The organism is Cognaticolwellia mytili, assembly GCF_002104475.1.
GTDB lineage: Bacteria > Pseudomonadota > Gammaproteobacteria > Enterobacterales > Alteromonadaceae > Cognaticolwellia > Cognaticolwellia mytili.
On record NZ_NBOF01000003.1, the window covers coordinates 664,339 to 689,054 of the forward strand.

At 41.9% G+C, this 24,716-nt stretch carries 29 protein-coding genes; all 29 read right to left on the reverse strand.

Annotation, left to right across the window (positions count from 1 at the left end):
* Position 1: 1 nt before the first annotated feature.
* A complete protein-coding gene (locus tag B7C41_RS12525) occupies positions 2–1,351 on the reverse strand; it encodes a hypothetical protein (protein ID WP_085299241.1) in 1,350 nt (449 codons plus the stop codon).
* Positions 1,348–1,821: a hypothetical protein gene (locus tag B7C41_RS12530; protein ID WP_085299242.1), complete on the reverse strand. Its 474-nt coding sequence runs from the start codon at positions 1,819–1,821 to the stop codon at positions 1,348–1,350. Before B7C41_RS12530 ends, B7C41_RS12525 begins: the two co-directional genes overlap by 4 nt.
* Positions 1,787–2,101 carry a hypothetical protein gene (locus B7C41_RS12535; protein WP_085299243.1) on the reverse strand — a complete coding sequence of 105 codons (315 nt, stop codon included), beginning with the start codon at positions 2,099–2,101 and terminating at the stop codon, positions 1,787–1,789. Before B7C41_RS12535 ends, B7C41_RS12530 begins: the two co-directional genes overlap by 35 nt.
* A complete protein-coding gene (locus B7C41_RS12540; RefSeq protein ID WP_085299244.1) occupies positions 2,102–2,668 on the reverse strand; it encodes a hypothetical protein in 567 nt (188 codons plus the stop codon). It lies immediately after the preceding gene.
* Positions 2,668–3,381 carry a hypothetical protein gene (locus tag B7C41_RS12545; protein ID WP_085299245.1) on the reverse strand — a complete coding sequence of 238 codons (714 nt, stop codon included), beginning with the start codon at positions 3,379–3,381 and terminating at the stop codon, positions 2,668–2,670. The genes B7C41_RS12540 and B7C41_RS12545 overlap by 1 nt, the downstream gene beginning before the upstream one ends.
* Positions 3,378–3,785 carry a hypothetical protein gene (locus B7C41_RS12550; RefSeq protein ID WP_085299246.1) on the reverse strand — a complete coding sequence of 136 codons (408 nt, stop codon included), beginning with the start codon at positions 3,783–3,785 and terminating at the stop codon, positions 3,378–3,380. Before B7C41_RS12550 ends, B7C41_RS12545 begins: the two co-directional genes overlap by 4 nt.
* Positions 3,785–4,627: a hypothetical protein gene (locus tag B7C41_RS12555; protein ID WP_085299247.1), complete on the reverse strand. Its 843-nt coding sequence runs from the start codon at positions 4,625–4,627 to the stop codon at positions 3,785–3,787. Before B7C41_RS12555 ends, B7C41_RS12550 begins: the two co-directional genes overlap by 1 nt.
* A complete protein-coding gene (locus B7C41_RS12560) occupies positions 4,624–6,072 on the reverse strand; it encodes a hypothetical protein (RefSeq protein ID WP_085299248.1) in 1,449 nt (482 codons plus the stop codon). Before B7C41_RS12560 ends, B7C41_RS12555 begins: the two co-directional genes overlap by 4 nt.
* Positions 6,069–11,375, reverse strand: a complete 5,307-nt coding sequence (locus B7C41_RS12565) for a tape measure protein (RefSeq protein ID WP_085299249.1) — start codon at positions 11,373–11,375, stop codon at positions 6,069–6,071. Before B7C41_RS12565 ends, B7C41_RS12560 begins: the two co-directional genes overlap by 4 nt.
* A complete protein-coding gene (locus B7C41_RS12570; protein WP_085299250.1) occupies positions 11,368–11,733 on the reverse strand; it encodes a hypothetical protein in 366 nt (121 codons plus the stop codon). The genes B7C41_RS12565 and B7C41_RS12570 overlap by 8 nt, the downstream gene beginning before the upstream one ends.
* Before the next feature lie 44 nt (positions 11,734–11,777).
* Complete coding sequence (locus B7C41_RS12575) at positions 11,778–12,263, reverse strand: hypothetical protein (RefSeq protein ID WP_085299251.1); 486 nt, start codon at positions 12,261–12,263, stop codon at positions 11,778–11,780.
* Between the two features lie 84 nt (positions 12,264–12,347).
* Entirely contained in the window at positions 12,348–13,283 is a 936-nt protein-coding gene (locus B7C41_RS12580; protein ID WP_085299252.1) for a hypothetical protein, read from the reverse strand.
* Entirely contained in the window at positions 13,283–13,459 is a 177-nt protein-coding gene (locus B7C41_RS20160) for a hypothetical protein (RefSeq protein ID WP_158089130.1), read from the reverse strand. Before B7C41_RS20160 ends, B7C41_RS12580 begins: the two co-directional genes overlap by 1 nt.
* Positions 13,446–13,895, reverse strand: coding sequence for a phage tail terminator protein (locus B7C41_RS12585; protein ID WP_085299253.1), 450 nt, complete (start codon positions 13,893–13,895; stop codon positions 13,446–13,448). Before B7C41_RS12585 ends, B7C41_RS20160 begins: the two co-directional genes overlap by 14 nt.
* The gene (locus tag B7C41_RS12590) at positions 13,895–14,314 is read right to left on the reverse strand and encodes a gp436 family protein (protein WP_085299254.1); all 420 of its coding nucleotides are present in this window, start codon (positions 14,312–14,314) and stop codon (positions 13,895–13,897) included. Before B7C41_RS12590 ends, B7C41_RS12585 begins: the two co-directional genes overlap by 1 nt.
* A gap of 14 nt (positions 14,315–14,328) precedes the next feature.
* On the reverse strand, positions 14,329–14,823 hold the full coding sequence (locus tag B7C41_RS12595) for an HI1506-related protein (RefSeq protein ID WP_085299255.1): 495 nt from the start codon (positions 14,821–14,823) through the stop codon (positions 14,329–14,331).
* Between the two features lie 96 nt (positions 14,824–14,919).
* Positions 14,920–15,813, reverse strand: a complete 894-nt coding sequence (locus B7C41_RS12600) for a Mu-like prophage major head subunit gpT family protein (RefSeq protein WP_085299256.1) — start codon at positions 15,811–15,813, stop codon at positions 14,920–14,922.
* Between the two features lie 10 nt (positions 15,814–15,823).
* On the reverse strand, positions 15,824–16,222 hold the full coding sequence (locus B7C41_RS12605; RefSeq protein WP_085299257.1) for a hypothetical protein: 399 nt from the start codon (positions 16,220–16,222) through the stop codon (positions 15,824–15,826).
* A complete protein-coding gene (locus tag B7C41_RS12610) occupies positions 16,222–17,391 on the reverse strand; it encodes a phage protease (protein ID WP_085299258.1) in 1,170 nt (389 codons plus the stop codon). The genes B7C41_RS12605 and B7C41_RS12610 overlap by 1 nt, the downstream gene beginning before the upstream one ends.
* 225 nt (positions 17,392–17,616) lie before the next feature.
* Positions 17,617–18,051, reverse strand: a complete 435-nt coding sequence (locus B7C41_RS12615) for a hypothetical protein (protein ID WP_085299259.1) — start codon at positions 18,049–18,051, stop codon at positions 17,617–17,619.
* A gap of 10 nt (positions 18,052–18,061) precedes the next feature.
* Positions 18,062–18,499 (reverse strand): phage virion morphogenesis protein, encoded by a 438-nt coding sequence (locus tag B7C41_RS12620; protein WP_158089131.1) that lies wholly within the window; start codon positions 18,497–18,499, stop codon positions 18,062–18,064.
* Between the two features lies 1 nt (position 18,500).
* Positions 18,501–18,776: a hypothetical protein gene (locus B7C41_RS12625; protein WP_085299261.1), complete on the reverse strand. Its 276-nt coding sequence runs from the start codon at positions 18,774–18,776 to the stop codon at positions 18,501–18,503.
* A complete protein-coding gene (locus B7C41_RS12630) occupies positions 18,769–20,196 on the reverse strand; it encodes a phage minor head protein (protein WP_085299262.1) in 1,428 nt (475 codons plus the stop codon). Before B7C41_RS12630 ends, B7C41_RS12625 begins: the two co-directional genes overlap by 8 nt.
* A 69-nt stretch (positions 20,197–20,265) precedes the next feature.
* Positions 20,266–21,906 (reverse strand): DUF935 domain-containing protein, encoded by a 1,641-nt coding sequence (locus B7C41_RS12635; RefSeq protein ID WP_085299263.1) that lies wholly within the window; start codon positions 21,904–21,906, stop codon positions 20,266–20,268.
* Positions 21,906–23,126, reverse strand: a complete 1,221-nt coding sequence (locus B7C41_RS12640; RefSeq protein WP_211279519.1) for a hypothetical protein — start codon at positions 23,124–23,126, stop codon at positions 21,906–21,908. The genes B7C41_RS12635 and B7C41_RS12640 overlap by 1 nt, the downstream gene beginning before the upstream one ends.
* Before the next feature lie 36 nt (positions 23,127–23,162).
* Positions 23,163–23,582: a hypothetical protein gene (locus tag B7C41_RS20285; RefSeq protein WP_211279520.1), complete on the reverse strand. Its 420-nt coding sequence runs from the start codon at positions 23,580–23,582 to the stop codon at positions 23,163–23,165.
* Entirely contained in the window at positions 23,582–24,157 is a 576-nt protein-coding gene (locus tag B7C41_RS12645; protein WP_085299264.1) for a DUF3486 family protein, read from the reverse strand. Before B7C41_RS12645 ends, B7C41_RS20285 begins: the two co-directional genes overlap by 1 nt.
* Positions 24,154–24,420, reverse strand: coding sequence for a hypothetical protein (locus B7C41_RS12650; protein WP_085299265.1), 267 nt, complete (start codon positions 24,418–24,420; stop codon positions 24,154–24,156). Before B7C41_RS12650 ends, B7C41_RS12645 begins: the two co-directional genes overlap by 4 nt.
* A gap of 7 nt (positions 24,421–24,427) precedes the next feature.
* Entirely contained in the window at positions 24,428–24,715 is a 288-nt protein-coding gene (locus tag B7C41_RS12655) for a VpaChn25_0724 family phage protein (protein WP_085299266.1), read from the reverse strand.
* Between the last annotated feature and the right edge of the window lies 1 nt (position 24,716).

Here is a 24,716-nt window from a genome sequence, read left to right on the forward strand (position 1 = left end):
ATTAAGTGCCTATTTGAACAGCGGGGCAAATATAAACATCGGCATTGGGCACAACTAAATTTGCGTTAATAACGATATTAGTATTGCTTACGTTCGAGTAGTCAGCAGCAGTCAATGTAATATCAACACAATAAGCTTTGAAATTAACGGGCATTGACGGACCCTGCCAAATTTCATCACTTGATTTCAACTCTGTGCCAATTGCTAAATTATCAGCTAACCTAGTCGACACAGTATGCCCCAATGTCAACGCATCATTACTACTGAGCGCTAAATCAACCCAAAAGTCTGTATCTGTTAATGCATTAACCGTGTCTGTGTTTAATAATAAATTCACTCTGTACGTTGTATCTTTTACCGATAAATCTTGCGCACAAAGCTCGATAACTTTTACAGCGCGACCATTACCAATTTTGTTGCAAATTGACTTTGTTTCGACTAACAAGCTAGCGCTATTTATCTCGTCATATTGATAGTGTAAATACACATCACTTATTGTTGATAAAATGTAGAATGAACTTTCTACATAGTAATTATAATATTTATTTACATCACTGATTGAACAACCATTGAGTTCAACGAGCGGTTGCAACATCCTGTATGTACTAACGCCAACAATGGGTAGGTTTGGCATTTTGCATTGATGAAATACTATCCCCCCAGTCGTACCAGACAGGGCCATCGTTGTAGCTTCTGAAAAGTCACACCGATAAAATGTTAATGTTGAATTTCTAAAGTGATACCCACTAAATGTGTTTGTCATCTTACATTCAACGAATGACACATCAATAGATTCAAGTCTGAAATATGTCAATTCACAATTTTTAAAAACTGCAATCCTTGAGCTGAATCTGGCATTAGGCTGTAAGATGATGCATTCTTCAAATATCGCTTCAGACGCAAGGTGTGTGTTGGCATCTATACTGCCGTTTTCCATACTTATCACTAAACCTTTAATTTTATAACTGGTTTTTTTTGATGCTCTTTTACCTACTGAAATATTGCCAGTGCAATTTATACGGGCAGCTTTAGGTTGATATGAATAATCAACGATAGACGTTGAAATAATTAATACACTTTTATCAGATGATACAGTGCCAACGTTTAAAGCTATATTGCCTACGTGGTTTTCAACGTGGTCACTAGCAACAAACACTACACTGAAATTATCAGGCAATTCAGTGTTAACGGCGGCATCAAAGACAGCTTTTATACTGACAAAGCTTTTACTACTATTTGCATCCCAAGCACCAACACGTTTAATATCAGATGCACCGCCAATGTTGCCTATCTCACCCGTACAACTACCTGTAAAATCGGTCCCGTTATCTCTCACATAATAAAACTTCATGATATTGCAGGCTCATAGTTATCAAAATTGTCTTTAGCTTTTAGCAAATTTCTTGCTTTTAGCATCGTTGCATCAACCCATGCCTGATCTTGTTGATATATCGTCATCAATTCAGCATCAGACACAAGTGATAAAAAAGGCAAACCGTTGTAAACTAATGCATCTGTCGCGGGTAATGACAAAGCATCATCAAGCACAGCACGTAACAACTCAGACCTAGTATTCCATTTTGATTCATCTAAAAATGGGTTGACTTTCTGTCGAATACTTTCTTTATATTCTTCAATTTCTTCTAACTTTTTAAATGCTAAATGCGCTTGCTCAACTAACGAACCACTGTTTGATTCCTCGTGATTAAATATACCCAAAATTTCAGTATGTTCATCACCTAAAAGATCAGTTAACGTAACTTCGTAACGGCGACGAACAATACCATTAACAGATAGTGATTGCGTTTTTACTGTTATCATTTTTACACCTTTCCTCTTTCACTAATCGTTCGCCATTTTTTATCTGGCTAAATGCGGCGCTATCAAAACCTGCATTTTCAATAAAGGTTTTAAATGCTTGGTAGTCTTGACGTGTGAACTGCTCATCAAATCGCATCATTAAGTTTTCAACATGTGCTGTGCCATCGGTGATGGTAATCAGTGCATTAGCGCTATAAGCCTCGCCAAAATTTTCAGCCTTAAAGGCTCTAACTTGCTTAAGCTCAAATATCCAGCCACCTACTTGCACATGCTTTTTCATTTACGCGTTCACAACATCAAATTCAAGCATTGGCATTTCAATTTCAAAAGGTAGGCCAATGGCTTTTAGTGCTTTGTTCATGCGCTCTTGCGTAACGACATAATTACCTGATATTTCAAAACCACTCGTTGAATCAATCGCTAACGACGTTGCATCAATTAACATGTCAAAACGTACATCATCAATTACATCAAGCGCATTACCGCCCCGCACGCGCTCAGCCATTACCGTTAACTTTGCTTTTGGTGTGTTACGTGCTGTTAGTAATTGCGCTAACGCATCATTTTTATCATTTACATCGGCTGTTATCGCAAAGGGTAATTTAGCTTTTATGCTGTGAATATTGTTGGCACTATCAACAACCACATTATCTGATTTGATAATGAAGTTTAATAGCTGTGCGGTTTTTGACGTGATTATCGCTTCACCTTGACTAACAACATGGCCGTTAACAAAGTCATTACCAATATTTCCATTTTCTAGCATCGGGAACCAATTTACATCAAGCGCTTCTTCAGACTCAGCAATATTGACGATGGCCTCATTTTCTACAATCGCATAAATCATTACGTCCACTCCAAAATAATTACACCTTTGCCACCAGGCATATAATTACCATAAGAGCTACTTGCGCCTGTACTTCCATCTCCGCCATACCCAGCACCAAAACCTGATACACCATACTGAAAGCCCTCAGCGCCTCTTGTCGGGCTACCTGATGTCTCAACAGAGGTATCAGCTTTTTTACCGCCACCACCTTTTGCAACCAAACCCGCAAATGTGGTGTCTCCCGATGAATTTCCCAAAGAAGCCCCTGCACCAATCACTGCAGGTAAAACTTGGCCTGGTGTCACGTCTATTCGCCATCTAAATAATACTGCCCCAGCATTTCCACCACTACCTGACCTGCCTGAGCCGTAAGCCGAGTTACCAATGTCGCCACCGCCAACCAAGGTAACAAATAGCGTTCTTTTGCCTTTTGGCACTGTAAAGTTTTTTGATGAAGTTATAACTTCACGATATGTTAAATGCGGCGTTTTAATAGCTTCTATCGCTAAGCGTGCCGCATTAAGATTAAAAACATCATCACTCGATGTTGTATCATCAACTGCAGCTAGTCTCGCATTTAATACAGTGAGGAAGTGTGATGGGTCTAAATCTAAACCAACCACTTCAGTTGCCCGCGCTAAAATATCATCAACTGAACTCAGTGGTGATAAGGTTAATGAATTAAGGCGCGCTTGCATTTGCGCTTTAAATCCCGTTAAAACTAACGTCATAATACTAATCCTATACGTGCGGTTAATTTGGCTTTATCAGCAATGCTAATGGCTGTATTGCTGCTCTGTATTGCGATGTTAGCTTGCTGCAATACGGTGGTTAACTGTACTGGGGTAACAACACTTTCCCAGCTTATCGATATGCCATTAGTTACTAGTGCTTTGCCGATATGAGTAGCTTGACTTGGTAATCCACTTACGGCAATTGCTTCAGCATTTTCTTGATGTACTGCCGCCAACGCTACTTGCTGCGCCGCTAAAGCCACTTGTTCAATGGCGTCATCCAGCGCTTGTTGCGCGTCAAGCTTAGCCTGGTCAATATCACCCACAGCATCACTTAATACTTGTAGTTGCTCTACGTGTTCAGTGCCCGACATTCCTATTGTAAATTTAGCCTTTGCCATTACACTTCCCTCAGTTTCATTGGTGTGCCATTAAAGTTTGCATTTCTTATTGTTGTCGTGAAGTCATCTAAAAACTTAGCTGCGAACGCATGAGCGTTGCGTTTTTTGGGTGATGCATTGGGATACATTGAGATGTAAAAATCTTCGTGATTTCCAACAACATCATAAAAAGAATCTAGCATTGGCCAATCAGTTTGATGCAGCCAATTAAGTTGAATATCGATAACACGGTATGTTTCATGTTTAATGGTATGAAACCCGCCATCAGCTGTGTCAATGCCACCTTTTTTAACGGGTATTCTTTTTATTTTCGCGCCTTCGCTAAAGTTCCATCGAGGGCTACTAGCAAGACCATTAAAAATGCGCTCAATATCGATGTAGCCAAACGTATTATCTGGATCGTTAATAATGATTTCTTGTGTAACCACCGCTTTTGCATCGTGCCAAATCTCAGTTGAGCGCCTACGTGGGTTTTTATCTTCAAAAACCGTGGCCCCTAAGTCATCAACACCCAACACAAAATCAGCAAATGATTTCATTTCTACAGCGTTCATTAAGCCAGTATCTATAACAGGGCTTCCCGTCCAATCTACGCTTGTATAGCCTCTCCACTGCACGGTTGCCGTCGTTGATAGGTTATGCCGCCATAACGCCAGGCCAGATACAAAATTGCCTTTTAATGACTTAATGCGAATGACCACGTTGGTTAACGTATCTGTTCTAAATGCTTCACTGCCATCGTATGTTTGCACATTGGCTATCGGCATCAGCTCATTAACACCCACGGTGCTTAGCGTCGCATCATCAAAATGCTTGTTATGCATCATTTTTATGTTGCTCATGCTAATACCTCCACTACGTCAGCAACGTTATTAATTTTGTGGACATGGCCAACAAGTACGGCATCTTTCCCGTTGGCAAAATAGCGTGAATATTTCACTGTTGAGGTTTCCCCCTGATTATGTTTTTTTAATGGCGTTTCAAAACTGTAAATAGTCCTGGCATCTTTACTTAATGCTAAACGTCTCGTTAGCTCGGTTTGTGCATCTATCGCATTAACAATTAGTGTACTTAGCGTGATATCAACCGCAGCTGCAGCGTTAGCAACAACGTTAGTGCCAGGTAATAGAGATTCTTTCTTTCGGTACAAATTCGCTAGTTCAGGATTGCTTTCAGTAATGGCAGCGGCAATACCGTCGGTTTGCTCGGTCCAATTTCGCTGGTAACCTAAGCTGATTTTTTTAACAGCAGGTAAGCGTTTTTTAACGCGCATTGAACCTGCTTTAATGTGTCCTGGCTTAATGCTGTTTGTTGGTGCTTTTTTACCTGTGTAAAGCTGAAGACGAAAACGGCCAAGCTCGTCAAAATACCAATTAGCACCAACACTTTTGCATATCTCATCAATGCAACTGATAACATCACGCTGGCTTTTTATGTACAAGCCTAGTGTATAGGTGGGTAATACATTGCTATCGATAGACGGCGCAATACCCAGCAAATTAAGTAAGTAGTTAATCATCTGCTCAGCTGTCGTGATGTAAGTGCCGTTATGCTTAGCGCCCTGTATATCAACTGTTATACGGCCCGTTACATTCTTATTGATGATTAATGTGCCAGTAATTAGACTCAACGTGTAGTTACTTGGCGCGATCACAAAACCGTTTTCTCGCACCGCGGTTATTGCTTGGTGCTCACCGTCATTAACTTGATAAGTACGGGTGATTGCATCAATTAATAACGGCTCAACATTAAAGCATTGACCAAGCGCTCTTGACTTAAATTCTCCCTTACTTGGGCCCGCTGTAACAACGGTTGATAACGCGCCTTTTTTTAACGATTCACTCATATCAACAAAGGTAATACGGGCACGCACATCATCAACAGGTTCAATGATTTTTCCTTGACATAAAAACTTAGTGATGAATTTTTCGCGTGGCCATGTGGGATCGCCAATTAGCACTTTTATCGGTTGGCCATTAAAATCAGCGTCAGTAATTAAATGCTCAATACTTGGATGTAAAAAAAACTCAATAGCACTAGTGCCAGTTTGGGTTTTCCCGAATAGCGCAACAGACATACGCTGTGAAAAACTGATGGTCGATGAAGCATTAAGCCAGTTCTTATAAGCTTTGTTCGGCAGTGCATCCGTTGGCTCAGAGCGAAAAGCATGGTTGCTCAAATACAGCGTTTTAATGACTCCCGCTAACAGATAATTCACTTCAACTAAAATGCAACGAAAGTTACTTTTATTTGATAACCACTTGGTTTGCTCAGGCGTCAGGCTCATGCTTGCTGCTCCAACTTGTCATTATTTTCAGCTAAACGCATTTCAAGTGCTTCTTTAATGTTGTTACTTTGCTGAGCCAAAGCATTTTGCTTTTCAATTGCTGTGGTTTGCGCTTCAGCTAACGCATTTTGTTTTTCAACTGCTTCAGCTAATCTTTTGCTGTTAGGGTCAGCAGGTGGCAGAGGAGCAGGTGCGCCAATTTCACTTTTCGGTGGAAAAATAATAATAGGTGGCGGGGTAATAGGCGCAGGTATTTGAATATTACCGATCGCTGTTTCAACACCACCAATTGCGCCGACAATAGCGGTAGTTTGTGTTTCAAGCTTCAACGCTAATGTAGCAGTTTGCAATACAAGCTCATTATTGAGTACTTCAGTTTGCGCAAGTAAATCAGCATTTAAGGTTGATAACCTAGTTTCAAATACCGCTTTTTGCTCTGCCTCAAGGTCACCTGTTAACGTGCGTAGCTGCGCTAAATCAACAATTAACTGCTCACCTAGTGCAATATTATCATTTTGAAATTGTAATACTTCACTCGGTACACTTGGCGCAGCCCCCGCACTCGCTGAGCTAAAAGCATTGGTTACTTGGTCAAATATCGCTTGGTATTCACTGCTTGCTGTGCCGCCGTATTGTGCTTTTGCCAGGTTTAAATATTGCTCGCCTGAAGAACGTAAATTCTTAATGTCGCCTGTTGATAATGCCTGCTGAAAATCAGACTTTGCCAGGCTAAATTGCTGCGTGTGCGAAAGCGTTGATAAATCGCCAAACTTCAAGCTTTTCGCTGCAGCGCGTAAATCATCAACTAATGACAATAACTCTTCATGACGAGATACTTCAGCTTGATGACGCTCGGTTGCTAAGCTAGCCAACTCGTTATTTTGTGCTATCTCTGCATTGTATTTATTAAGCAGTGCGTCGTTTAGCTCATTGATAACACTTAAACGTTCATCTGCAGTGCCAGTGTTTAAATTACCACGTAAGTTTGTTATTTTTCCGGACTGATACGCGGCTTCATCCCAGCCTTTAAAGCTTCGTCGTATGGTTAAAATATTGTTGGCAATAGCGGCATTCACGCTATCAAGCGATGCAACAAAGCGCTCATGGTCAGCTGTTAATTTTTCAACCGCTTGCGTGTGGTTACGGTTAAGCTCAGCAAGTGATTGCTCATGCTCACGATTTAACGTGTCTAACTCACGCTTATGGGTATCATTAATACTTGCTAACGCATCATCAATAATTTGTTGACGCTCTTTAGCATAAAGTGCTTCAATTAATTCTGTGCCTAAGCCATATTCACTTGCTTGCTCTCGATATGCATCAAAAGTCTTTTGTAAATCAGCCAACTTAATTTGCAATGGTGACATGTCTAAACGTGCTAACTTATCTTCAAAACTCGCGACAAAATCAATACGGGTTTGCGCTAGCTTCTCTTCCGCTTTGGTGGCTTTTTCTGTTGCATCATAATAGCCATCTAATGAACCAATCATACGAAGCAGTGATGCATATAATGCTTGGCCACTTTCAGTCGTTCTATCGATACCATCCATCAAGGTGATGAATTCTGCGCGTGTGTCTGGCAGTGATAATTCAAGGCCGTCAAACAAGCCTGTTATTTGTTTTTTAAGGTGGCTAAATTGCTGCTCGTCAGTTAAAAACTCACTGAAATAAGTAGAAGTATATTCACGAAAGTTCTCTAAACCGCCCGTAAGCGTAATAATAGATTGGGCAATCTCAGTTTCCATTTGTTTAGTCATACCAGCGACGCCACTAATACTGTGGCCCATCGCGTCCATGGCACTATTGAAAATCGCTTGCTCCTGGGCAACACGCACAAGCGTATCGTATAAGCCTTCGCCGACTTGTTGGAATTTGGCAATTTGTGGTACCAGGTACTGCACCATTTTATCCGCTTGCTGCGATATCATGCCTTGTAATGCTTTTTCAATTTCCTCGCCGCTCATGTCTTTAAACGACATTTTAGGCAACTCAATTTCAAAGTTTTCTAAGCTGCGCGTCGCACTTTCAGAGATGCCCGTTGCAATACCTGACGTGAGGTTTTCAAAATAAGCTTCAAAGCCTTCACCATCAAACCTTCTGTTATTAATCAGGTTGCTAAACGTTGCTGTTTCTTTGGCAATATCAAGCCCTAGTATGTCAATTGACTCATTAATGGTTGTGCCTAAGTCATTAAAAATAAGCCCTAAGCTACGGTTGAAGTCGCTACCTAAATCTTGATATTCCGTGTTGTAACTTGTTTTGCTTGATAAGCCCCAAAACTTTTTCTTCTTGGTTTTTATATCAAAGTAGGCTTGAGCATTGACCAAGCCACTGCTCATTATTTCGCCCAGCGTTTGACCAACAATACTGATGCCCGAGTCCACCAATGATTTTTTGGTTTTTGAAAAGCCGCCGATAATTTTTGACACTAAACCTGTTGGGTCAAAAGCCGTTAATGATTTTTCAAGCAAACCAGAGCCTGGTAAACGACCTGTATTTACGCTGCCTAATTCACCGCCATAATTGTTTTCATTAAAGCTGCCAAACATCCTAACTAAGCTTGCAACGAGTTGCGGAATACTTCGGTCTAAACTACGTAAACTGCTATTCATTTCTTGTAAAACAACGTATTGATCGAGTTCTAATTGCTCAATACGTTCAAAGCTGTTGCTAATAGATTGTGAGTGCGCAGAGCTATCACCAAGCACGGTGCCAGTGCCTTGGCTCGCTTGTCGATCTGCCGCTGAAATACCGCCACCTGAACCACTGCTAAAAGCAATACCTACTGCGCCTAACACTCCTGCCATTATTGCTGCCATCGCCGCAACGCGTGCAGGGGCCGAATATGGGTCGCCACTGGTGCCCGCGTTCGTTACCGCTTCAGTGGCATTAAGGATAGATTTTTGAATACTTAACACCATTTCAGCCGCCATAAAGCCAACTTCTAAACGATGAAGTGCTTCACGGCCTTTCGATTGTTCGCTAAACATTTCTGAAGCCGCACCCGCAATTGAGCCATAAGCGCCAAGTTGTGCTTGAGTGTTTTGCTTAATCACATTATTTTCAAATGTTTTAAGTTCAGCTAAACCTTTAGTGCGTTTATCGATATCAGCAATATTATTGATGGATTTACGTTTTACTTTTATTGCTTCAAGCTGTTTAAGGTAGCCGTCTTGCATCTCGCCCAGGTTAGCGAACTTATCGGCCATGCTGCCAAAAGTATCAATAATAGTATTGCCCACATTTGACCAGGCACTACCATAATTGTTGGTTTGCTCGGTTAAATCAGACAAATCTAAGGCATCGTAAGCGGCTGTTTGGTCGTAAAGGGTTTCGGTAAGTTCTCGAACCTTCTGCTTTTGTTCATCAGTTGCATTGGCTGATAATTGACTGAGTTTTGCAGAAATCAGTTTTTGTTTATCGCTTAGTTTTAACGCTTTAAGCTCTTGGCCAAGTGATGCGATCAACTTTTGATTAGCTTTGGTTTCAACTCGCACTTTTTTTTGACTCTTAAGTAAGTTGAGTTTTTTGGTTTCTAGGTGCAGCTGCAGTGCTAGTTCGCTGCTAACGCCTTTTAAATTACCACTAGTGAGTTGATAATCTAATTGCTTAACTAAGCTTAGCTCTCCAAACAGCGCTATTTGTTGCTGAATTTGTGCTAACTGTCGCTGCGCGGCAGGGTCAACTTTTTTAGCAATGGCTTGATTGTTTATTTCTGCGCTTTGCTGTTGCTGTGCAATCAATATCGATGCAATAAGACGTTTGGTATTGGCTAACGATTTTTCATTTTCTTGTAGTTGCAGTCCGTAATCAGTGGCAAGCTTAGAGGTTTTGCCATAAGTACTGTTTACTGATTCAAGGTTGTTATGCATTGAAGCAATTTGCGCAATTAACATCGCTTGTTTTTGATAAGCTGCTTGCAAGTGATCATTCATATTCGATGATGGTTTTTGTGCGACTTTTGCCAGCGCTGCCGCTTTCGCTGCTTCAGCAACTTTTTTCTCAGCCTTGGCTAATCGAATTGTCGCATCCGCTGACTTATCAATTTCGTTAGGCGCAAAGGCATCATAAATCATATAGCCGGCAGTAATAGCTAAGCCAATCGGGCCTAGCAATGCTCTAGTGGCAATGGTTAATGCACGCGTAGCAATTGTTGTGGCTGTAATCTTTGTGGCAGTACTCGCCACCACTTGGCCATATACATTTGTTGTAATGGTGCTAGCGCGCATTGCCGCAACTTTTCCTAAAATGCTCTTAGTTGCTGTGCCGCTAGCAATAGCCATTGTTGCAAGGTTGACGTTAAGCTTTTTAAGGAAAATCAACGCCGCAATGCTACCGCCAATGGCTGCAATCGTGCCAGCTAGTTCTTTTAACTCACTGGCATTCATGGCATCAAGCGCGTTGGCAATATCATCAAAACTTTTTGCAATAGCTTTTGTTGTGCCGCTCACTTCATCTAAACGTGAAAGCGCTTTGCCGATGGAGTTATCCATTTTTTGGCCAGTACTAGCAACAGACTTATCAATGTCATTAAAGTCAGCATGAACTTGCTGGGTTTGGCTTAATATGGCTCTAAAAACATCTTTTGACAATAATTGGCCGTTAAGCATCATTTCACGTAATTTACCCACCGAAACACCTAAGCCTTTGGCCATGCGTTGTGCCACTTCAGGTATGTTTTCAAGAATTGAATTAAATTCTTCAGCCCTGGCAACATTACTGCTTAGCATTTGTGCTAGCTGAGTTTGGCCAGCTTGAATGTTGGTAAGGCTTGTGCCGCCAATAACGCCTAATTCTTGAATAGTGTCGGTAAACACAAGCATTTCAGCATTGGTTGCTTCAAGCTCTGCACGCGCTGAAGACATGCGTTGAAACATTTCCACAGTGCTTTCAAGGTTTGCACGGTTGTCTTGAGTAATTTGATAAAGTTCAGCGTTAACAGTAACAAAGTCACCCGTGGCTTTAGTTGCCGTTTCAATACGTTGTGTTAGCACATTAAAACTATCGGCCTTATTGATGCCGCGCATCGCACCGTTAAGCGTTACGTAACCTGTGACCATAAGTCCCATGTTGCGTAACATACCTTGCAATTCGTTTGATGCTTCTTTTGAATGACGAGTAAGATTTTTAGCGCCCATGCTCGCTTGTTCAAAACCCTTACGTGCGGTTTGGCCACTTTTAGCTGTGCCTGTTAAAGAGTGATTCACTTTATCGGTGGCTGCATCAATTTGTTGTAAATCTTTTACAACAATTTTGCCACCTTCAGTGGTTAATCGTATTGCTAACTTTAAATCATCACTCATGCGTTTTTTCTTCTCGTTGTGTTGACCAAACTTTTGAACAAGCCATTTCCATAATGTCTAAGCCGTTCCAAAGTAGTTCTAACGCTTCGTCATCAAGTTGTTTATACCAGGCTAGTTTTGATGCCCGTGCTTCAACTTTTACCGGGTCTAAATACAAAGGTGTGGCTTCCATGCCGACACGTTCCCAATACTTAGCAACAATGAAAAACAAGTGAACAATAAGGGCATTGCCTGGTTGTATTTCTAATGCCTCATCGTGTTGTTCATTATCACGTTGCTGTTGAGCAATAATTTCTTTAATTTCGCTCTCATCAACCTTCATATGCCGAAGGGTTTCAATGAATTCATTGTCACCCATATCATTTGCGCTTTGCCCAGCTGACTTGCTCGCCCATTGCTCGGCTACTTTTGTAAGTTTCCCACCAGTTTGTTTAATTTCGCGTCTTGGTTTTTATTAATTTCATCGTTATAGGCATCTGAGACGTTTTCGCGAATTAAACGAATATCGAGCAGTGCATCAATGGTATCGCTGCTTGGTTTAATTTCAGCTTCACCTTCTAAAAACGGAAACGGGTGCTTCGGGTGTTTTTCAAAGCTGACAAAATACTTTTTGATAAAGCCGCGGATAAGTGCTTGTTGCTGGTCTTGTATTTCTTTGTGCTGTTCATACGTGCCACTTTCACCTAACGCACTGAGTTTTTCTTGTAGCTCATCAGTGGCTTTTTGATGCGCTTCACGTTCTTCTTTTGACACATTGATAAACTCGGCAACAAAGTGTGCTTTGTTATAAATGGTTTGGCCTGCAGCGTTTAACTTTTCGCTTGGCACTTCAATAATTACTGGCTTCTTAAAACGACCTTCTTTAAGTGCTGAAATTTGAAATTGCATAATATTCTCTTTAGTAGTTAGTTGTTGGTGATCACAATTAAGTTAAAGACACGCTAACGTGTCTTTAACTGGGTTAAAAAGTCGTTAGCGTTGCTTCATGGTAATGTCGTTATTGGCGGCTGTTGGCACACACTTAAACGTACAGTTAAGGTAAGCAACTTTGTTACGTTCGGTTTGCGAAACGCCTGTTAATTGTGCATTGGCGGCATTGGCTTCAAAAATATGACCTTCATCAACCACGTCTTGACCTATTTGCAAATCAATCGCGCCATAAGTAAACATCAGGTCGTAAAAGTCTTTAACGTCTGGCGTTGGCTCTTTAAATTCGATTTCGAGCATGACTTTGCGATCAACAATTTCAACAGAGCCAGATTCAGGCAGATAAGCCACTTCGTTTTCAATTTTAATCACGACTTTTGAGATAGACGCGTTATAACCAAAAATATTCTTAGTAATAAATCGGGCGGGGTCCGTTGGTCGCGGGTTTTTAAATGCCGACAAATCAATACCTACAGGTTTAGCGCCATTAGTTTGCTTGTTGTATAGGGCTTTGTAGTTAGGGCAACGAACCCGTGGCAAGCTATCAACGCTAAATTCAATTTCACAGCCCATGCGCGCCCCAGGCTGAATCTGCGATGCAGTACCACGATAAAACATGCCCTTTATTGAGCCCGCTGCAGTAATATCACCAAGGGCAATAGCGACATGGTCTGCTGCAGGTGTTACGGTCAAGCCTGCAGCTTTCAACAATGGGGTAATAGCAGATGGCACATTTTTAGTACCTGAGCCAGCGTAATAACCTGCTAAGTCACCCGTCACCATACGGCGAATTTCAACTGAGCCTTTTTCACCAATGACACCTGCGTCATAATCCATATCTTCAGTTTCCACTTCAGATAGGGTTAAGTTGGCTTTTACGCGCATGGCATTGGCTGCGGCTGTTGGGTCTGGGCCACCTGCATAAGAGCTTTCTAAAATAGCAAGAAATAAGTATTCACCCGTTAATATAGATTGACTCATTATTTATTCTCCTGAATTTCAGCTAAACGCTTTTTGCGCTCAGCTTCAATGTGGCTACCATCGTTTTTAGTTTGAGTATTCGCAGCATCAACAGCCGCTTGCTCAGGCTTTGAAAGCGCTGGTTTTTCATCTTTAGCAACCGCTTTGGTTGCTGACTTTTTATCAATATTGCTCATAGGTTGATTCCAAAGTGTGGGTTGTTTTAAAATGCTGCATCCACCAAATACCGTTAGACGCTAAGCTAATTAACTGGCCAGTACCTAACGTACAAGCGCGGTAACCTCTATCAGGTGAAAAGCCAATAAAACTTGTTTGCAAACATGCCAGTAAATCTTGCAAAATTTCATTGCCTTTTTCCCCGTCTCTATCGTTAATACTTTTAATGCCAATTAAAATGCCAAAGGTCGTGGTAATTTCTTCAATGCTGCCGCATTCATCGTTAAGTAAGTTTTTTGGGTCTGTTCTTACTGGCACTACATACGCCACATAACGCCCTGGTATATCTTTTTTCTGTACATCAGTGACACTTAATACTGATTTCACCCAATCAAACTTCAATTGGCCATCATCAAAGCGTAAGTCTTGAGTGCGTTGGCGAATATTTTTATACATCAGATAAAGCTACTTGAGTTATTGCGTGAAAATACGCTGCCTGCACTTTGTACTTCAGCAAAATCAGTACTGGTGGCTTGTGTGCCTTCAGTGCTAATACCTAACGTCACTTCACCTTTGGCCACGCTTTTTAAAAACTTAATTTGATTGTTATAACGGGTTACCACTGAATCGCTAGGGCTGTTGACGTACAGTCTGTAAATAGTAATGTCACAAGCAATCGATAATAAGATTTCAGGCACGTGTGATAAAGGCAGTTGATATCGGCTACCGATATAACCGTCCATTTCAGCACTAGCGTCTTTTATGGCACGCTCAAGTACTTCATCGTTTATCTGGCCCATTGAATTGCGATCAGTTAAATCAATTAAGTCTTGTTGGCCGAATTGGTTTATTAACGCTTGCTTGTGACAGTACATATGATTAACTCAACTTAGCCTGGTGTGTGATTAATGACGTTGTCTAAATAGTACTGCCACGCTGCATCACGTTGGGCACCTGTTGGCTTAGTTTTAACTGGCAGCACTTCTGCAGAACTTTCACCATCTTCACCTTCAGGTTGGGTCAACACATCAACAACCAGTTCATCAACATTCGGTTTTTTCGTTAACGGCGTTTCACAATGCAATTTATGAATGGCGGTAATAAATGGCGCGAGTTCTTCACCCGCCCAGGCAAAGTTCATTTCAACTTTTTCACCTTCAGGCACAATGCTTGTGCTTTTATCTTGAGTGCTGATATCAATGTCTTCTTCAACAACATTTACCGTTAAATTTTTATCGCCATCGAGCATTGAAAATTGGTCTTCATCAACTTCAGGTAAATAATTCTCACCTTGGTTTAAGCAAAAACCAGCACGACGATAACCGTTGTGCATAGCGCTAATCACTAAACAGGCGATGAGTGTTTTTTTATGTTCTGAACTCATGATTAAGTCCTTAGTAAAGTAAAATTAAAAAATAGGGTTGAGCGTCCTTGCTCTAGCGAATCACCATTCACCAAGTCCTAGAGAAAAACTAACGCCTTAATCGAGCCAAGGCACAACCACCACTTCTAATGCTTTGTAGTTATGGTTGTCTTCACCATTGGCCAAGCGCATATTGTCAATAACCTTTTTAGCGGCTGCACGGTTTGAAGTGCCGCAAATAAGCTTTTTAGGCATTACGCCAAGTGGTCGGCCTGCATCTGATTTCAATGCCCCCATAGACGCAATACCTGCATCTAAATTATCGTGTGTTAATGCCGCTTTTGAGGCGTAAGCCAACTGCCAAATGGCAAAAGCTGAATTGACACGCGCATCAACGCCATACAAGAATTCGTCACGCATAAAGACATTTTCATCATCGTCTTTGGTCATCGACTTCAAGCTGTAATCTTTACGCTTTTGAAAAATCATTGGCTTAATTGGGCGAGAATCGTCAATTAAAAACCAAGGATTACCCGCACCGTCTTGCATGTTTGACACTGACTTAATTTCGTTTTCTTCATTACCGACGGGATGGTCAGTATCAAAGAAGTTTTGACCATCAAACCCTTCGCTCGCAAAACCTTGTGGCAATAAGCCATAAACTAGCTGGTCAGGGTGAACCGCGACGCTATTGCCCATCATTTCAAAGCGCTTACCAAAAATTTGATATTGGTCATCTTCAAGTTTGTCTTTAGCAATACCTATGGTTGCTTCAAACTTTTTGTTTACTACGCGGTAGCCTTTAGCGCTTAAGCGTTTAACATGACGATCACCTAACCATTCGCGCAAATCTGGGAACTCGCCCAATTCGTGGTAAATGTTTTCACTGGTGGTTGATGGCATTTCGGTGGCAATGTGCTGCCAAAACGTTTCTTTTATCGTTAAACCCACGTTAAAAGAGGCTTGTAGCGAAACAAATAAGCTCGCCAAGTTTGCTGAATCTACAATCATGATATTGTCCTTACGCTATCTCAACCCAAACGCCTTGCGCGTCTACGTCGATAATTGAACCTAAAGCGGAGCGTGTGCCACCACTTGCTTTTGCAACCGTTTGGTCGTCAACGACATACGCTGAATTACCAACATCAATACGGGCAATAGAGCCGTCATTCATAAAGCGGTGAACACCTTTACGCGATGCAATAGACGCTGCACCCGCTGCGCCGCCAACGTTGTTGACTTCAGCACTGGCAACACCACGCGCAATTAAGTTAGTGGCTGCTTTACCTTTCACGGCATTTTTAGCCGCATCGAGCATGACAATGCTGCCTTGAAAGATTTTTTCACCTGCCGCAACAGGGTCGTTTACGTCTTCGCCTTTACGCCAAGGCGTGGCTCTGTTCTTCGTAAGTGCAGGCATTATTGTTCTCCTTGCTTAGCAAGTTGCTCTTTGAATGCAGCAGTAGTAATGCCCATGTTTTTACAAATGGCAATTTGCTCGGTGCTTAGTTCATCAGCATTGGGGTTGGTTGGGGTTGCCTTGTCTTTGGTTTGCTGATTAGTTAATGCAGCAATGGCAACACGAGGCTCAAGCGCCGCCTTTAATGCAGCAACACCACTGGTTTTACCTAAGCTTTCTAAGTAAGCGCGGTCAGCTACGCCAAATACTTTGGCTGCATTATCGTTCAGCAATTGCTCAATTGACGTTTCATCAGAGCCATTTTTAAGAGCAACGACTTGTGCAGCCATTTCGTTATACGCCGTAATAGGCACAAATTTAGCAGGGTCAACTGTGCCGCCAGATGCTTTTAAAGCCACTACATTATTGCGCTCTGTGTCTAACTCAGTTTGCAATAATCCGGCTTTATCCGCTTTGGTTTTCAGTGCCGCAATAGCGACATCAGCTTTATCTTGAACAGCCTTAAGTGCGGCTTCGTTAGTGAAGTCGACACCCTCTGTTGGCACGCCAAGCAATCCAAGCAAAAGTTTCATTGCTTCATTCATGGGGTTTTCTCCCGTTGGGGTTGTTTTAGGGTTAGTGTTCGATTGTGCTTTAAGCGCAGCAATGGCTTTCATGCCATCAAGTGCTGGGTCATTGGTTAATGCCGCATGCATTAACGCAATGGGGCGACCTGTTTTTGTGTCATAGGAAAAAACAGAAGAGGTAAAACGATATTCGTCATCGTCAATATGGCCTTGGGCTTTACCTGTCCATTTCACATTATTGGTAAATAGTCCTTCGCCTGGAATGTATTCTAAATCTCTGAACCAACCTGCAGCGGGTGCAGGCTCGCCATTTTCTTCGCTGTTAAGGGTTTGATGTTCATAATCGAAAAGGTAATCGTTCGTGCGCTGTGTTGCAGCGGCTTTTAAACTGGCGAAGGCTTGGGCATCCATTAACCATTTTCCACCTTCAACATCAAAGGGGCGACCATCTTGCGCGGAAAATTCGCCATCAGGCAGTAATTGCACACGCTGGCTGTTATCAACAGAAAGTGAGCCAACTGAAAAAGTTAATACGGCCGTGGCGGTATCAACTTTTTTTGTCAGTGCCGCTATAGCGACTTTGTTTTTTTGGAAAGTTTTCATGCTGCCAGAATGACAGCACCGGGTGCAGTTAAATAATAACCTGTATTAGTAATTGCACGGAGAATTTAAACTATAAATCGAATTACGCCTAAACCTAACATTTAATGTAATTCATGAACGTGTCACAAGTTATTTTAAAGTACTTTTCATCTTGCAACGACACATTATGCAAATTAGCATCTAAAACAGCTTAAAATGCGTTTTAGCGCGACATGGCAATAAAACCTATTTCGCTATACTTTTACTGTTTGGTGAACGGTAAACCTTTTTCTTATTTTCTGCTCTGCTTGCTGGCTCACCGCCAATGCGTAAACCACGGCAAACATATTGAGCGCGAATATTTGTCATGCCATCTTGCTTGCAATGTAAGCGCAATAGCTTGTCAGCCTGAATACGGTAAACCTCACGGTCAAGCAAGTTCATGCGCATAAGCTGATAAAGCGCGTCATGTACTAATGACCCACGCATAAAGTTATCGGTGTCAATTGTTGGGCCGCTTGGCCCGTCCCAGGCATAACCGTCACGTATTGTTAATAAACCATCTTTGGTTAGCGTGATGTACTTGGTTTTAATATCTTCTAACGGCTGCAGGGGAATGTGTTCCTGGTATGTTTCAACCAGTTGGTACTTGTAACCTTTTTTGTAAGCTGCCTGAAGCATAGCTTTCGCCTTATTCAATAATTAAATGGTCGCGTAAAATCTCACGTATTTCAGCACGCTCAAATGGTGCTATGCCTAAAAACGGTCTGGCTTCAATACCAGCTTCAAGTCGGCCAAATTGATGCGTTGCCCCGTATTCAAGTGGTGTGCCTATCGCTAAATCATCACCATTGAGTTGATAATTAATTAAATCAGCAAGGTTGCCTTCTTCGGTTAAAATTCTGTCGGGGCGTTTTTTCTTGGCGAGGGTTTCATTATGCAGTGGTGCCCATGGTGTACCGTCGGGGGCTTGCATATCAATAAAACGCCGCTGCGTTGATTCAACTAAGTACTCACCAATGTCTTGCAATGCGGGGGTTAAGTCTTGACCTTTTTTTATGGCTCTACTAATCGCTTTGCTAATATGCGATATGCCTTTAACGTCAACCTTAATAAAGCTACCCGACATATTATAAGCTCGACTCATAGGTTTTAATGGCAATCAATTCATCTTCATCAGCTGACGCATAAAGTGCTTCAATAATGTATTTACTGCGTTCACGTTCTGCGCCACCAGCTGCGGTTGCATCATCAAGTAGCTGGTAAATTTGAGGTAAACGTTTTTGCAATGGCGTTTCCGTATTTGAAACCAGTTTAAGCGCTTCATCAACAATGGGTGTTGAAAAATCATAGGAGAAATTACTGTCGCCAATAGCATCATCGATGCGCGATAACATATCAGTCATTGTTTATTGCCTTATTCACTAAGTTATCCATATATTGTGCTATATCATCATTCCATGCTGCTAGGGCTTTTCTGTCAAGCAACCAAGCAACAAACATTTCTGCATGCCATTCAAAGTTATTCTCTTTGGCATAGCGGGTAATGGTGTTGTTTTCACCCATTTTTATACGAGGCCGATATGGCATACCCGCCTTGTAATGTATTTGATGTCCTATTTCATGTATCCAGTCGCTAACCATTGAGCTATTGGCACCGCCATCACCAAAGGTTTTTAACACCTCAGAAAAAGTATAGGCACTTTTTCCCGCTTTGTTCAATGTAATTGCTGCGCTAATAGCTTGTTTAATTTCATTGCTAACCGCTTTTGAAAACACGCCTTGGGCTTTCATTACCACATGGTTAAACGAACGGCTGGTGTAACCATCAGCAATACGATATTGGTTATCGGTGTATAACTGCAGTGTATGCAACCTAGCGTGTTTACCCAAATAATGTTCAATATCATCTTTTACTTTAGTGGCAGCCACGGCCCTTGGGTTCATTTCTTTTTGTTGAAGAAATAATGTTTTTGTCTGGTGTTTATCCAGGAACAAACGCAGCTTCTCAACTTCAGGCGCAGCGGCCGTGTTTTTTAATTCAGCTAGCACTGAGTTTAAGCCGTGAATATCAGCACCGCGCACTGTGCTAAAAGCCGTTGGTGCGATGCGTTCTGGCGGCACATGAACGGGGGCTTTCTTCTTAGCCAATTGTTTTTGTTGTTTCACAACCGTTGATTTTCTTGGTGCATAATCAAAACTTGGATCAATTCCTTTTGGTATTTTATGTACTTCACCCGTGGCTTTATCTGTCCATTCCCAAATGCCATTATTGGGCGCTTTATCAACCGTGATGCCTTTGCGTTTTAAGTAACGTGCAGAGCGGCCGCGAACACGACACTTACAACCCCAACCATTGCTTGGGAAATGTGTTTGCCACCATGGATCGTCTTTGGGTAAAACCAATGTATGCCAGGATAAATGCAACGCTCTTGGTTGGCGGCTATCGCCGTGTTGATATTCCCAAAAAGGAAAATTTTGTAATTGCTCGAAACGTCCTGCGTTGTAGGCTTGGCGCATATTTGTGTTGTAAATAATATTGCTGCGCCAATTAGCATCACCTGTATGGCTCCAACCGTGCTTAGCGGTAATGTTTTTAAATTCTTTTTGAAACCAACTTATTGATTTGCCCTCAGCAATGGCACGGTCAACCGCTTGCCTAAAATCATTAAGCAAATCATCTTTAAGGGCTCCGGCCACCATAAAACCGCTATTGTGGCCATCACGCCAAACATCATTCCAACGTTCGGTTGGTATGTTTAATTTGTTTTTGAAAAAATCAATAGACTCTTGAAACGGCAGTGAGCCATAACGGGCTTCAGGCATTTTTTACTCGCTTGCTCGTCATATGCTCGCACCAACGATGATAACGTTTAAGGTATTTATTCAGCACGTTTAGTCTCCGTTCTCTACATCAGCCATACCACTAAGCTCTGCAACAACTAGAGCTTGCTGCATTACTGTGGTGGCTTCATCAATGGACAAGTCCATTTCATTAAGTTGTGTTTGCAAGTCTTCAAGCGATTTGGCATTAAGCACCAGGCTTTCAACTTCTTCGGTAAACTGCTGCAGTACAGGCGACATTTTATCGGCAAGCTGTTCACTGAAAAGCTCCGCCGCATCTTTATCATTGACCTTTTTCAACGCGGCTATTTTATGAATAGCGATAGATTTTAACGCGGCATTGCCTTGGCTTTGTTTATTGCTAAGGGCTTCTTTAGTAGTTTTATCATCAGCTTCAACTACTGGCGGTTTAACTGTTGGCATTGGCGTGCCTGAAGAAGAAGCAGCAACCAAAATATCTTCGCCGTCTTTGGCTTCAGGTATTTGTGCTTTATCTTGCACCCATCGTGTCGGTATTTTAAGACCTAAATCAACAAGACCAGGTAAGGATTCTGAAAGGAACTTTAAGTCTTCAGGCTCTGTGGTATCAAACTCTAAGCGCGGTGAACGGCTGGCCTTTTTATAGCTAGCACAATTAAGCATATACATTGGCAAGACAATATCACGCGTTGTAGTAGCTTCAATTTGGCTCAAATCGCTGTCGCGTAGTTCTTCACGCACTTCGTTATGGACATTACCAAGGGCATTGGTTGAGCTTTTACCGTCGGCTTGGCTAGTTAACGTGCCGCCAAGAATGGCTTTGCTCATGGTTTTTTCCATGAACTCCATCATGTAGGCAAATGGCTTTTCACTACCTTTAGCGGCTTCTTGAAATTCCATGTCCATGCCTACGGGAATAATGCCACCTGCATTATGGCCAATGGACATGACCGCACGCAGCAAGGTGTTTTTCTCGCTATTGCTTGCCCCTGTGGGGTATCGACCTAGACGCAGTGGCAAACCATAAATTTCGTTAAACTCGGCTAAATCACGCACGCTAAAGTTTTTAAAAATATATGGCCATGCTAGTACTCGTGCTAAACCATTACGAGATAAGTAGCCCGATTTTGTGCGGTGAACGTGCGATACCCAACCGAACGGTTGCAAAGGCTCGCCATGCTCTGACGAGTCACGCAAACGTAGTTCATTGCGGTTTTCAGGGTTAAGTCGAAACCAGCTAGGATCTCTAAAATCAAAGCACTTTGGCAACCAAAGCTTTTCTTCTTGGTGCCAAGTAATTTCTTGGTTAGAAAAACCTTTTAAAATAGCGTCAGACATATCGAAAAACATATCACCCAAATGCGTCATGTCTTCAAGCATTTCTTGCAACATTTCAGTATCGCGCAATTCAGCTTTATCAGCGTTACGGGGAGGAACAAGTTTCCAAGGTACGCTTTTCATGCACAAACGGCGCTTTTGTAATTCAGCGAATAAATGACCGTCTTTCTCTTCCATGTCTTCCGCTAGTTCACATTGCGACATTACATCACCTTGCTCAGCACATTTTAAAACAACGGCAAGTTTAGCCGGTGTTAATCCTTTGCTTGGATGCTCTGCATAGTACTTGTGCAAATGCGCGAGTTTCGCGTCTTCAGTTTGCGGCGTGGTTAAATCGTCTGAGCTAATTGACTGGCCGTATTGATCAACAATCATTACCAAGCTCCTTTTTCGTCATTTGGAAAATCATTATCATCATCGTCTTCATCTCGGTTTTTATCGGGTAACGGCGTGAACTCAATTACGCCACCCTCCATTTTGCTCGCACGAACCAACATAGCCACGGCAACCGCTGCATCACCATGTCGTTTTTTGTCGACTTTGCCAGCTTTAGCATCTTTTTCAGTAGTACGGCCTTTGTCAATTTTGGGTACACCGTTGATCACATGTATATGGCCAAGGTCATCAAATTGGTTTTGGTCTTTAGGAAGTTTTATTGTGCCTTCATCAAATGCATCTTTTACTTTTGGCATCCATTCTCGATACCATGATTCAGAGAGGTGAATGCAATCTACCATTTGAACGCCATATTTGAGCATGGCAACCTCAGCTAAATAACCACCGTTACCTGTTGCATCAAATGCCGCACCACGTAAGCGCGGTAGCCTATCTAATATGAAGTACACAATGATTTTCTGACATTCATAAGGAATATCACGAAGCTCAATATTAAAAGGCACATCAAGATCCATTAATGGCGTTATCTCACCGGGCATTAAAACGGTTAAATCACCTTTACGGGCAAAATCTTCACCAAAGGCGTGGTATCTATCAGGGTTAAGCTTGTCTAATAATGGTTTTAATTCTTTTTCACAAAAGTCTCTTATTTCATTTCTGCGTTGGTCTTCTGTCCACAATAAAAAACCATCAGGAGCGGTATAACGAACAACGGGGCGACCCGCCACCATAGCGCGTTCACGAACGGGCCGTGTTAAATATTGCCCACCACTTGCGCGAGGAATACAGCCGTATTCCTCTTCGGCCATTTCTTTAGTGGGTGCATTTTTATAAAGTTCATCACGCCACTTTTGTTCTTTTTCTTTAGACCATTCTTGACCAGACACATAGCAAATGCGCTTATAGAGACCTTGTTCTATAGCATCGTCTAATGATATTGAATGAATGCTATAATCTTTTTTTCCTGCTCTAGCGTCTTGTATCCATTGGTTGAATAAATTACCAACACCATTATGGGTTGAAATAATACGAACTTTAGCGCCCCACATGGTTAGCGCTTGTGCAGCTTTAAATAGTTCATCGAGCTCAACATGAAAAGAAGCTTCATCAATGGTTACATCACCTTGAAGGCCACGTAAATTTGAAGGGCGAGAGCTTAAGGCTTGAATTTTTTTTCCCGTGTTAGGGAAGCGGATCATGTAGGCAAGAATTTCTTCTTTTTTGTCTTTGTCCCATCAGGTTTGTTCGTAAACGTCAGCATCAGCTAATTGGTTGAATGCTTTTGCGAACAAAGCACATGCTGCAATGTATTCAAGCGCCATTTCTTGTTTAGAGCCAACATAGAATACGTTTCTACCGCCACGCCTACGAGGCTTTGACGCGGTAATAACATCTTTACCTGCTTGTGCCCAAGTTAAACCAGTACGACGGCTTTTTTCGGCAATAGCATAAGTTGAATTATCTAAGAACCACTTTTGTTGATAAGGAAGGAATACCGCCTCTTTGGATGGGTCAGGAAAATTATCTTCAGTCGCTGGCTCATACTCAACACCTAAGATTTCACATTCATCTGACAGGTTTATTTTTTTAGGGGAATTAAGAGCAACAACACGTTTGCTTTTTTCCCAAGGCTTGTCCATTACTATGCTAGCCATTAAGCTTTCCCCATGAGAATACCTGTTATCTTGGCTTCAAGCTGTTCGCTCATACCATCTTCACCACGAAGTTCTTCGGTAACTGCAGCAGCAGCTTCTTCTGCATAGGCTTGTCTAATTTGTTTTTCTTTTTTCATATTTGACATAGCCGCATCTTCTAAGCGCTTTAATGTCAGGGCTAAGGTGTTTATGGTTTTAGCATCAAGTAAATTATCTGGATCAGCATTGGCATTCATCAGCAACTTAAAATGCTGAGTTTTTAACATTTCAAGTAGCAGCTGTGTTGTTTCGCCTGTTGGCTTGCTACCAAACTGAGCAATCCACATTTCAGTTGACTCACGCATGGCCCTTATTTCTTGGCCAACCGTTTCCATTTCAGTGCTGTAACGACTTAAACCAGATTTACTAATTTTTTGTTTAGTAAGGCCCGCTTGTTCAATGCGTTCATTTATTGCGTTGAGTATATCGGCCTGTGTATGGCTTTTATCACGTAATAAGGCATCAAGTTCAACTTTCAATTTAGGGGGCAACAAATCGATTTTTGACGCCTTGCCACGCTTTTTAATGTTACTCATGACTTGGTTTCCATCTGCTTTAGGTAGTCTTGACGAATTTTAGGCACTTCACGACGAATAGCAGCTAATGCACGCTTGGCTTCAGGGTCATTTTTAAAAACTTCTTTCACCCAACTTTCAGCAACAAATGCTTCATTAGGCTTTGCTTTTTCAAAAGCAGGTTTTATGCATTGCTTTTCAATTTCAGCGTAAACAACGAATCGAGCAAAGGCAGAAACCAGTCGTTTTTCAGCAGCGTTATAAGGTTTTTGTTTCTTAGCCATAAGTCACCTATGCACTTGGGCGTTTAACGCCCTCTACAAAGCTTTTGCCTTGGGCCACGTCTTGGCCACGACTAAGCAATGTGGCATTCATAATGTCGCCCACGTTTTCAACAGACACTAAACCTTGCTCAGCTAACCACCCTAAATTGGTACGTACCTGGTCACGGCTCATTATGTTGTGAAACGCTTCGCACGTATCTTGGATCATGCTGTCGTTGCTTCTGTAGCCAAGTGCCTCTAATGCCCGCAAAATTGAAAGGCGATGATGCTGGTTTTGAATCTTTTGAAGAGCCATG

Bases quoted from the DNA above. Each gene is read 5' to 3' on its own strand.
- B7C41_RS20160 (WP_158089130.1), bottom strand. From the start codon at position 13,459: ATGAGCAATATTGATAAAAAGTCAGCAACCAAAGCGGTTGCTAAAGAT.
- B7C41_RS12595 (WP_085299255.1), bottom strand. From the start codon at position 14,823: ATGAGTTCAGAACATAAAAAAACACTCATCGCCTGTTTAGTGATTAGC.
- B7C41_RS12530 (WP_085299242.1), bottom strand. From the start codon at position 1,821: ATGATAACAGTAAAAACGCAATCACTATCTGTTAATGGTATTGTTCGT.
- B7C41_RS12565 (WP_085299249.1), bottom strand. From the start codon at position 11,375: ATGAGTGATGATTTAAAGTTAGCAATACGATTAACCACTGAAGGTGGC.
- B7C41_RS12600 (WP_085299256.1), bottom strand. From the start codon at position 15,813: ATGATTGTAGATTCAGCAAACTTGGCGAGCTTATTTGTTTCGCTACAA.
- B7C41_RS12625 (WP_085299261.1), bottom strand. From the start codon at position 18,776: ATGACTGATATGTTATCGCGCATCGATGATGCTATTGGCGACAGTAAT.
- B7C41_RS20285 (WP_211279520.1), bottom strand. From the start codon at position 23,582: ATGGCTAGCATAGTAATGGACAAGCCTTGGGAAAAAAGCAAACGTGTT.
- B7C41_RS12615 (WP_085299259.1), bottom strand. From the start codon at position 18,051: ATGCTTCAGGCAGCTTACAAAAAAGGTTACAAGTACCAACTGGTTGAA.
- B7C41_RS12555 (WP_085299247.1), bottom strand. From the start codon at position 4,627: ATGAGCAACATAAAAATGATGCATAACAAGCATTTTGATGATGCGACG.
- B7C41_RS12535 (WP_085299243.1), bottom strand. From the start codon at position 2,101: ATGAAAAAGCATGTGCAAGTAGGTGGCTGGATATTTGAGCTTAAGCAA.
- B7C41_RS12540 (WP_085299244.1), bottom strand. From the start codon at position 2,668: ATGATTTATGCGATTGTAGAAAATGAGGCCATCGTCAATATTGCTGAG.
- B7C41_RS12640 (WP_211279519.1), bottom strand. From the start codon at position 23,126: ATGATCCGCTTCCCTAACACGGGAAAAAAAATTCAAGCCTTAAGCTCT.
- B7C41_RS12630 (WP_085299262.1), bottom strand. From the start codon at position 20,196: ATGCCTGAAGCCCGTTATGGCTCACTGCCGTTTCAAGAGTCTATTGAT.
- B7C41_RS12590 (WP_085299254.1), bottom strand. From the start codon at position 14,314: ATGTACTGTCACAAGCAAGCGTTAATAAACCAATTCGGCCAACAAGAC.
- B7C41_RS12620 (WP_158089131.1), bottom strand. From the start codon at position 18,499: ATGTCGGGTAGCTTTATTAAGGTTGACGTTAAAGGCATATCGCATATT.
- B7C41_RS12655 (WP_085299266.1), bottom strand. From the start codon at position 24,715: ATGGCTCTTCAAAAGATTCAAAACCAGCATCATCGCCTTTCAATTTTG.
- B7C41_RS12545 (WP_085299245.1), bottom strand. From the start codon at position 3,381: ATGACGTTAGTTTTAACGGGATTTAAAGCGCAAATGCAAGCGCGCCTT.
- B7C41_RS12605 (WP_085299257.1), bottom strand. From the start codon at position 16,222: ATGCCTGCACTTACGAAGAACAGAGCCACGCCTTGGCGTAAAGGCGAA.
- B7C41_RS12560 (WP_085299248.1), bottom strand. From the start codon at position 6,072: ATGAGCCTGACGCCTGAGCAAACCAAGTGGTTATCAAATAAAAGTAAC.
- B7C41_RS12650 (WP_085299265.1), bottom strand. From the start codon at position 24,420: ATGGCTAAGAAACAAAAACCTTATAACGCTGCTGAAAAACGACTGGTT.
- B7C41_RS12635 (WP_085299263.1), bottom strand. From the start codon at position 21,906: ATGATTGTTGATCAATACGGCCAGTCAATTAGCTCAGACGATTTAACC.
- B7C41_RS12575 (WP_085299251.1), bottom strand. From the start codon at position 12,263: ATGCAATTTCAAATTTCAGCACTTAAAGAAGGTCGTTTTAAGAAGCCA.
- B7C41_RS12525 (WP_085299241.1), bottom strand. From the start codon at position 1,351: ATGAAGTTTTATTATGTGAGAGATAACGGGACCGATTTTACAGGTAGT.
- B7C41_RS12550 (WP_085299246.1), bottom strand. From the start codon at position 3,785: ATGGCAAAGGCTAAATTTACAATAGGAATGTCGGGCACTGAACACGTA.
- B7C41_RS12645 (WP_085299264.1), bottom strand. From the start codon at position 24,157: ATGAGTAACATTAAAAAGCGTGGCAAGGCGTCAAAAATCGATTTGTTG.
- B7C41_RS12580 (WP_085299252.1), bottom strand. From the start codon at position 13,283: ATGAGTCAATCTATATTAACGGGTGAATACTTATTTCTTGCTATTTTA.
- B7C41_RS12585 (WP_085299253.1), bottom strand. From the start codon at position 13,895: ATGTATAAAAATATTCGCCAACGCACTCAAGACTTACGCTTTGATGAT.
- B7C41_RS12610 (WP_085299258.1), bottom strand. From the start codon at position 17,391: ATGAAAACTTTCCAAAAAAACAAAGTCGCTATAGCGGCACTGACAAAA.
- B7C41_RS12570 (WP_085299250.1), bottom strand. From the start codon at position 11,733: ATGGGTGACAATGAATTCATTGAAACCCTTCGGCATATGAAGGTTGAT.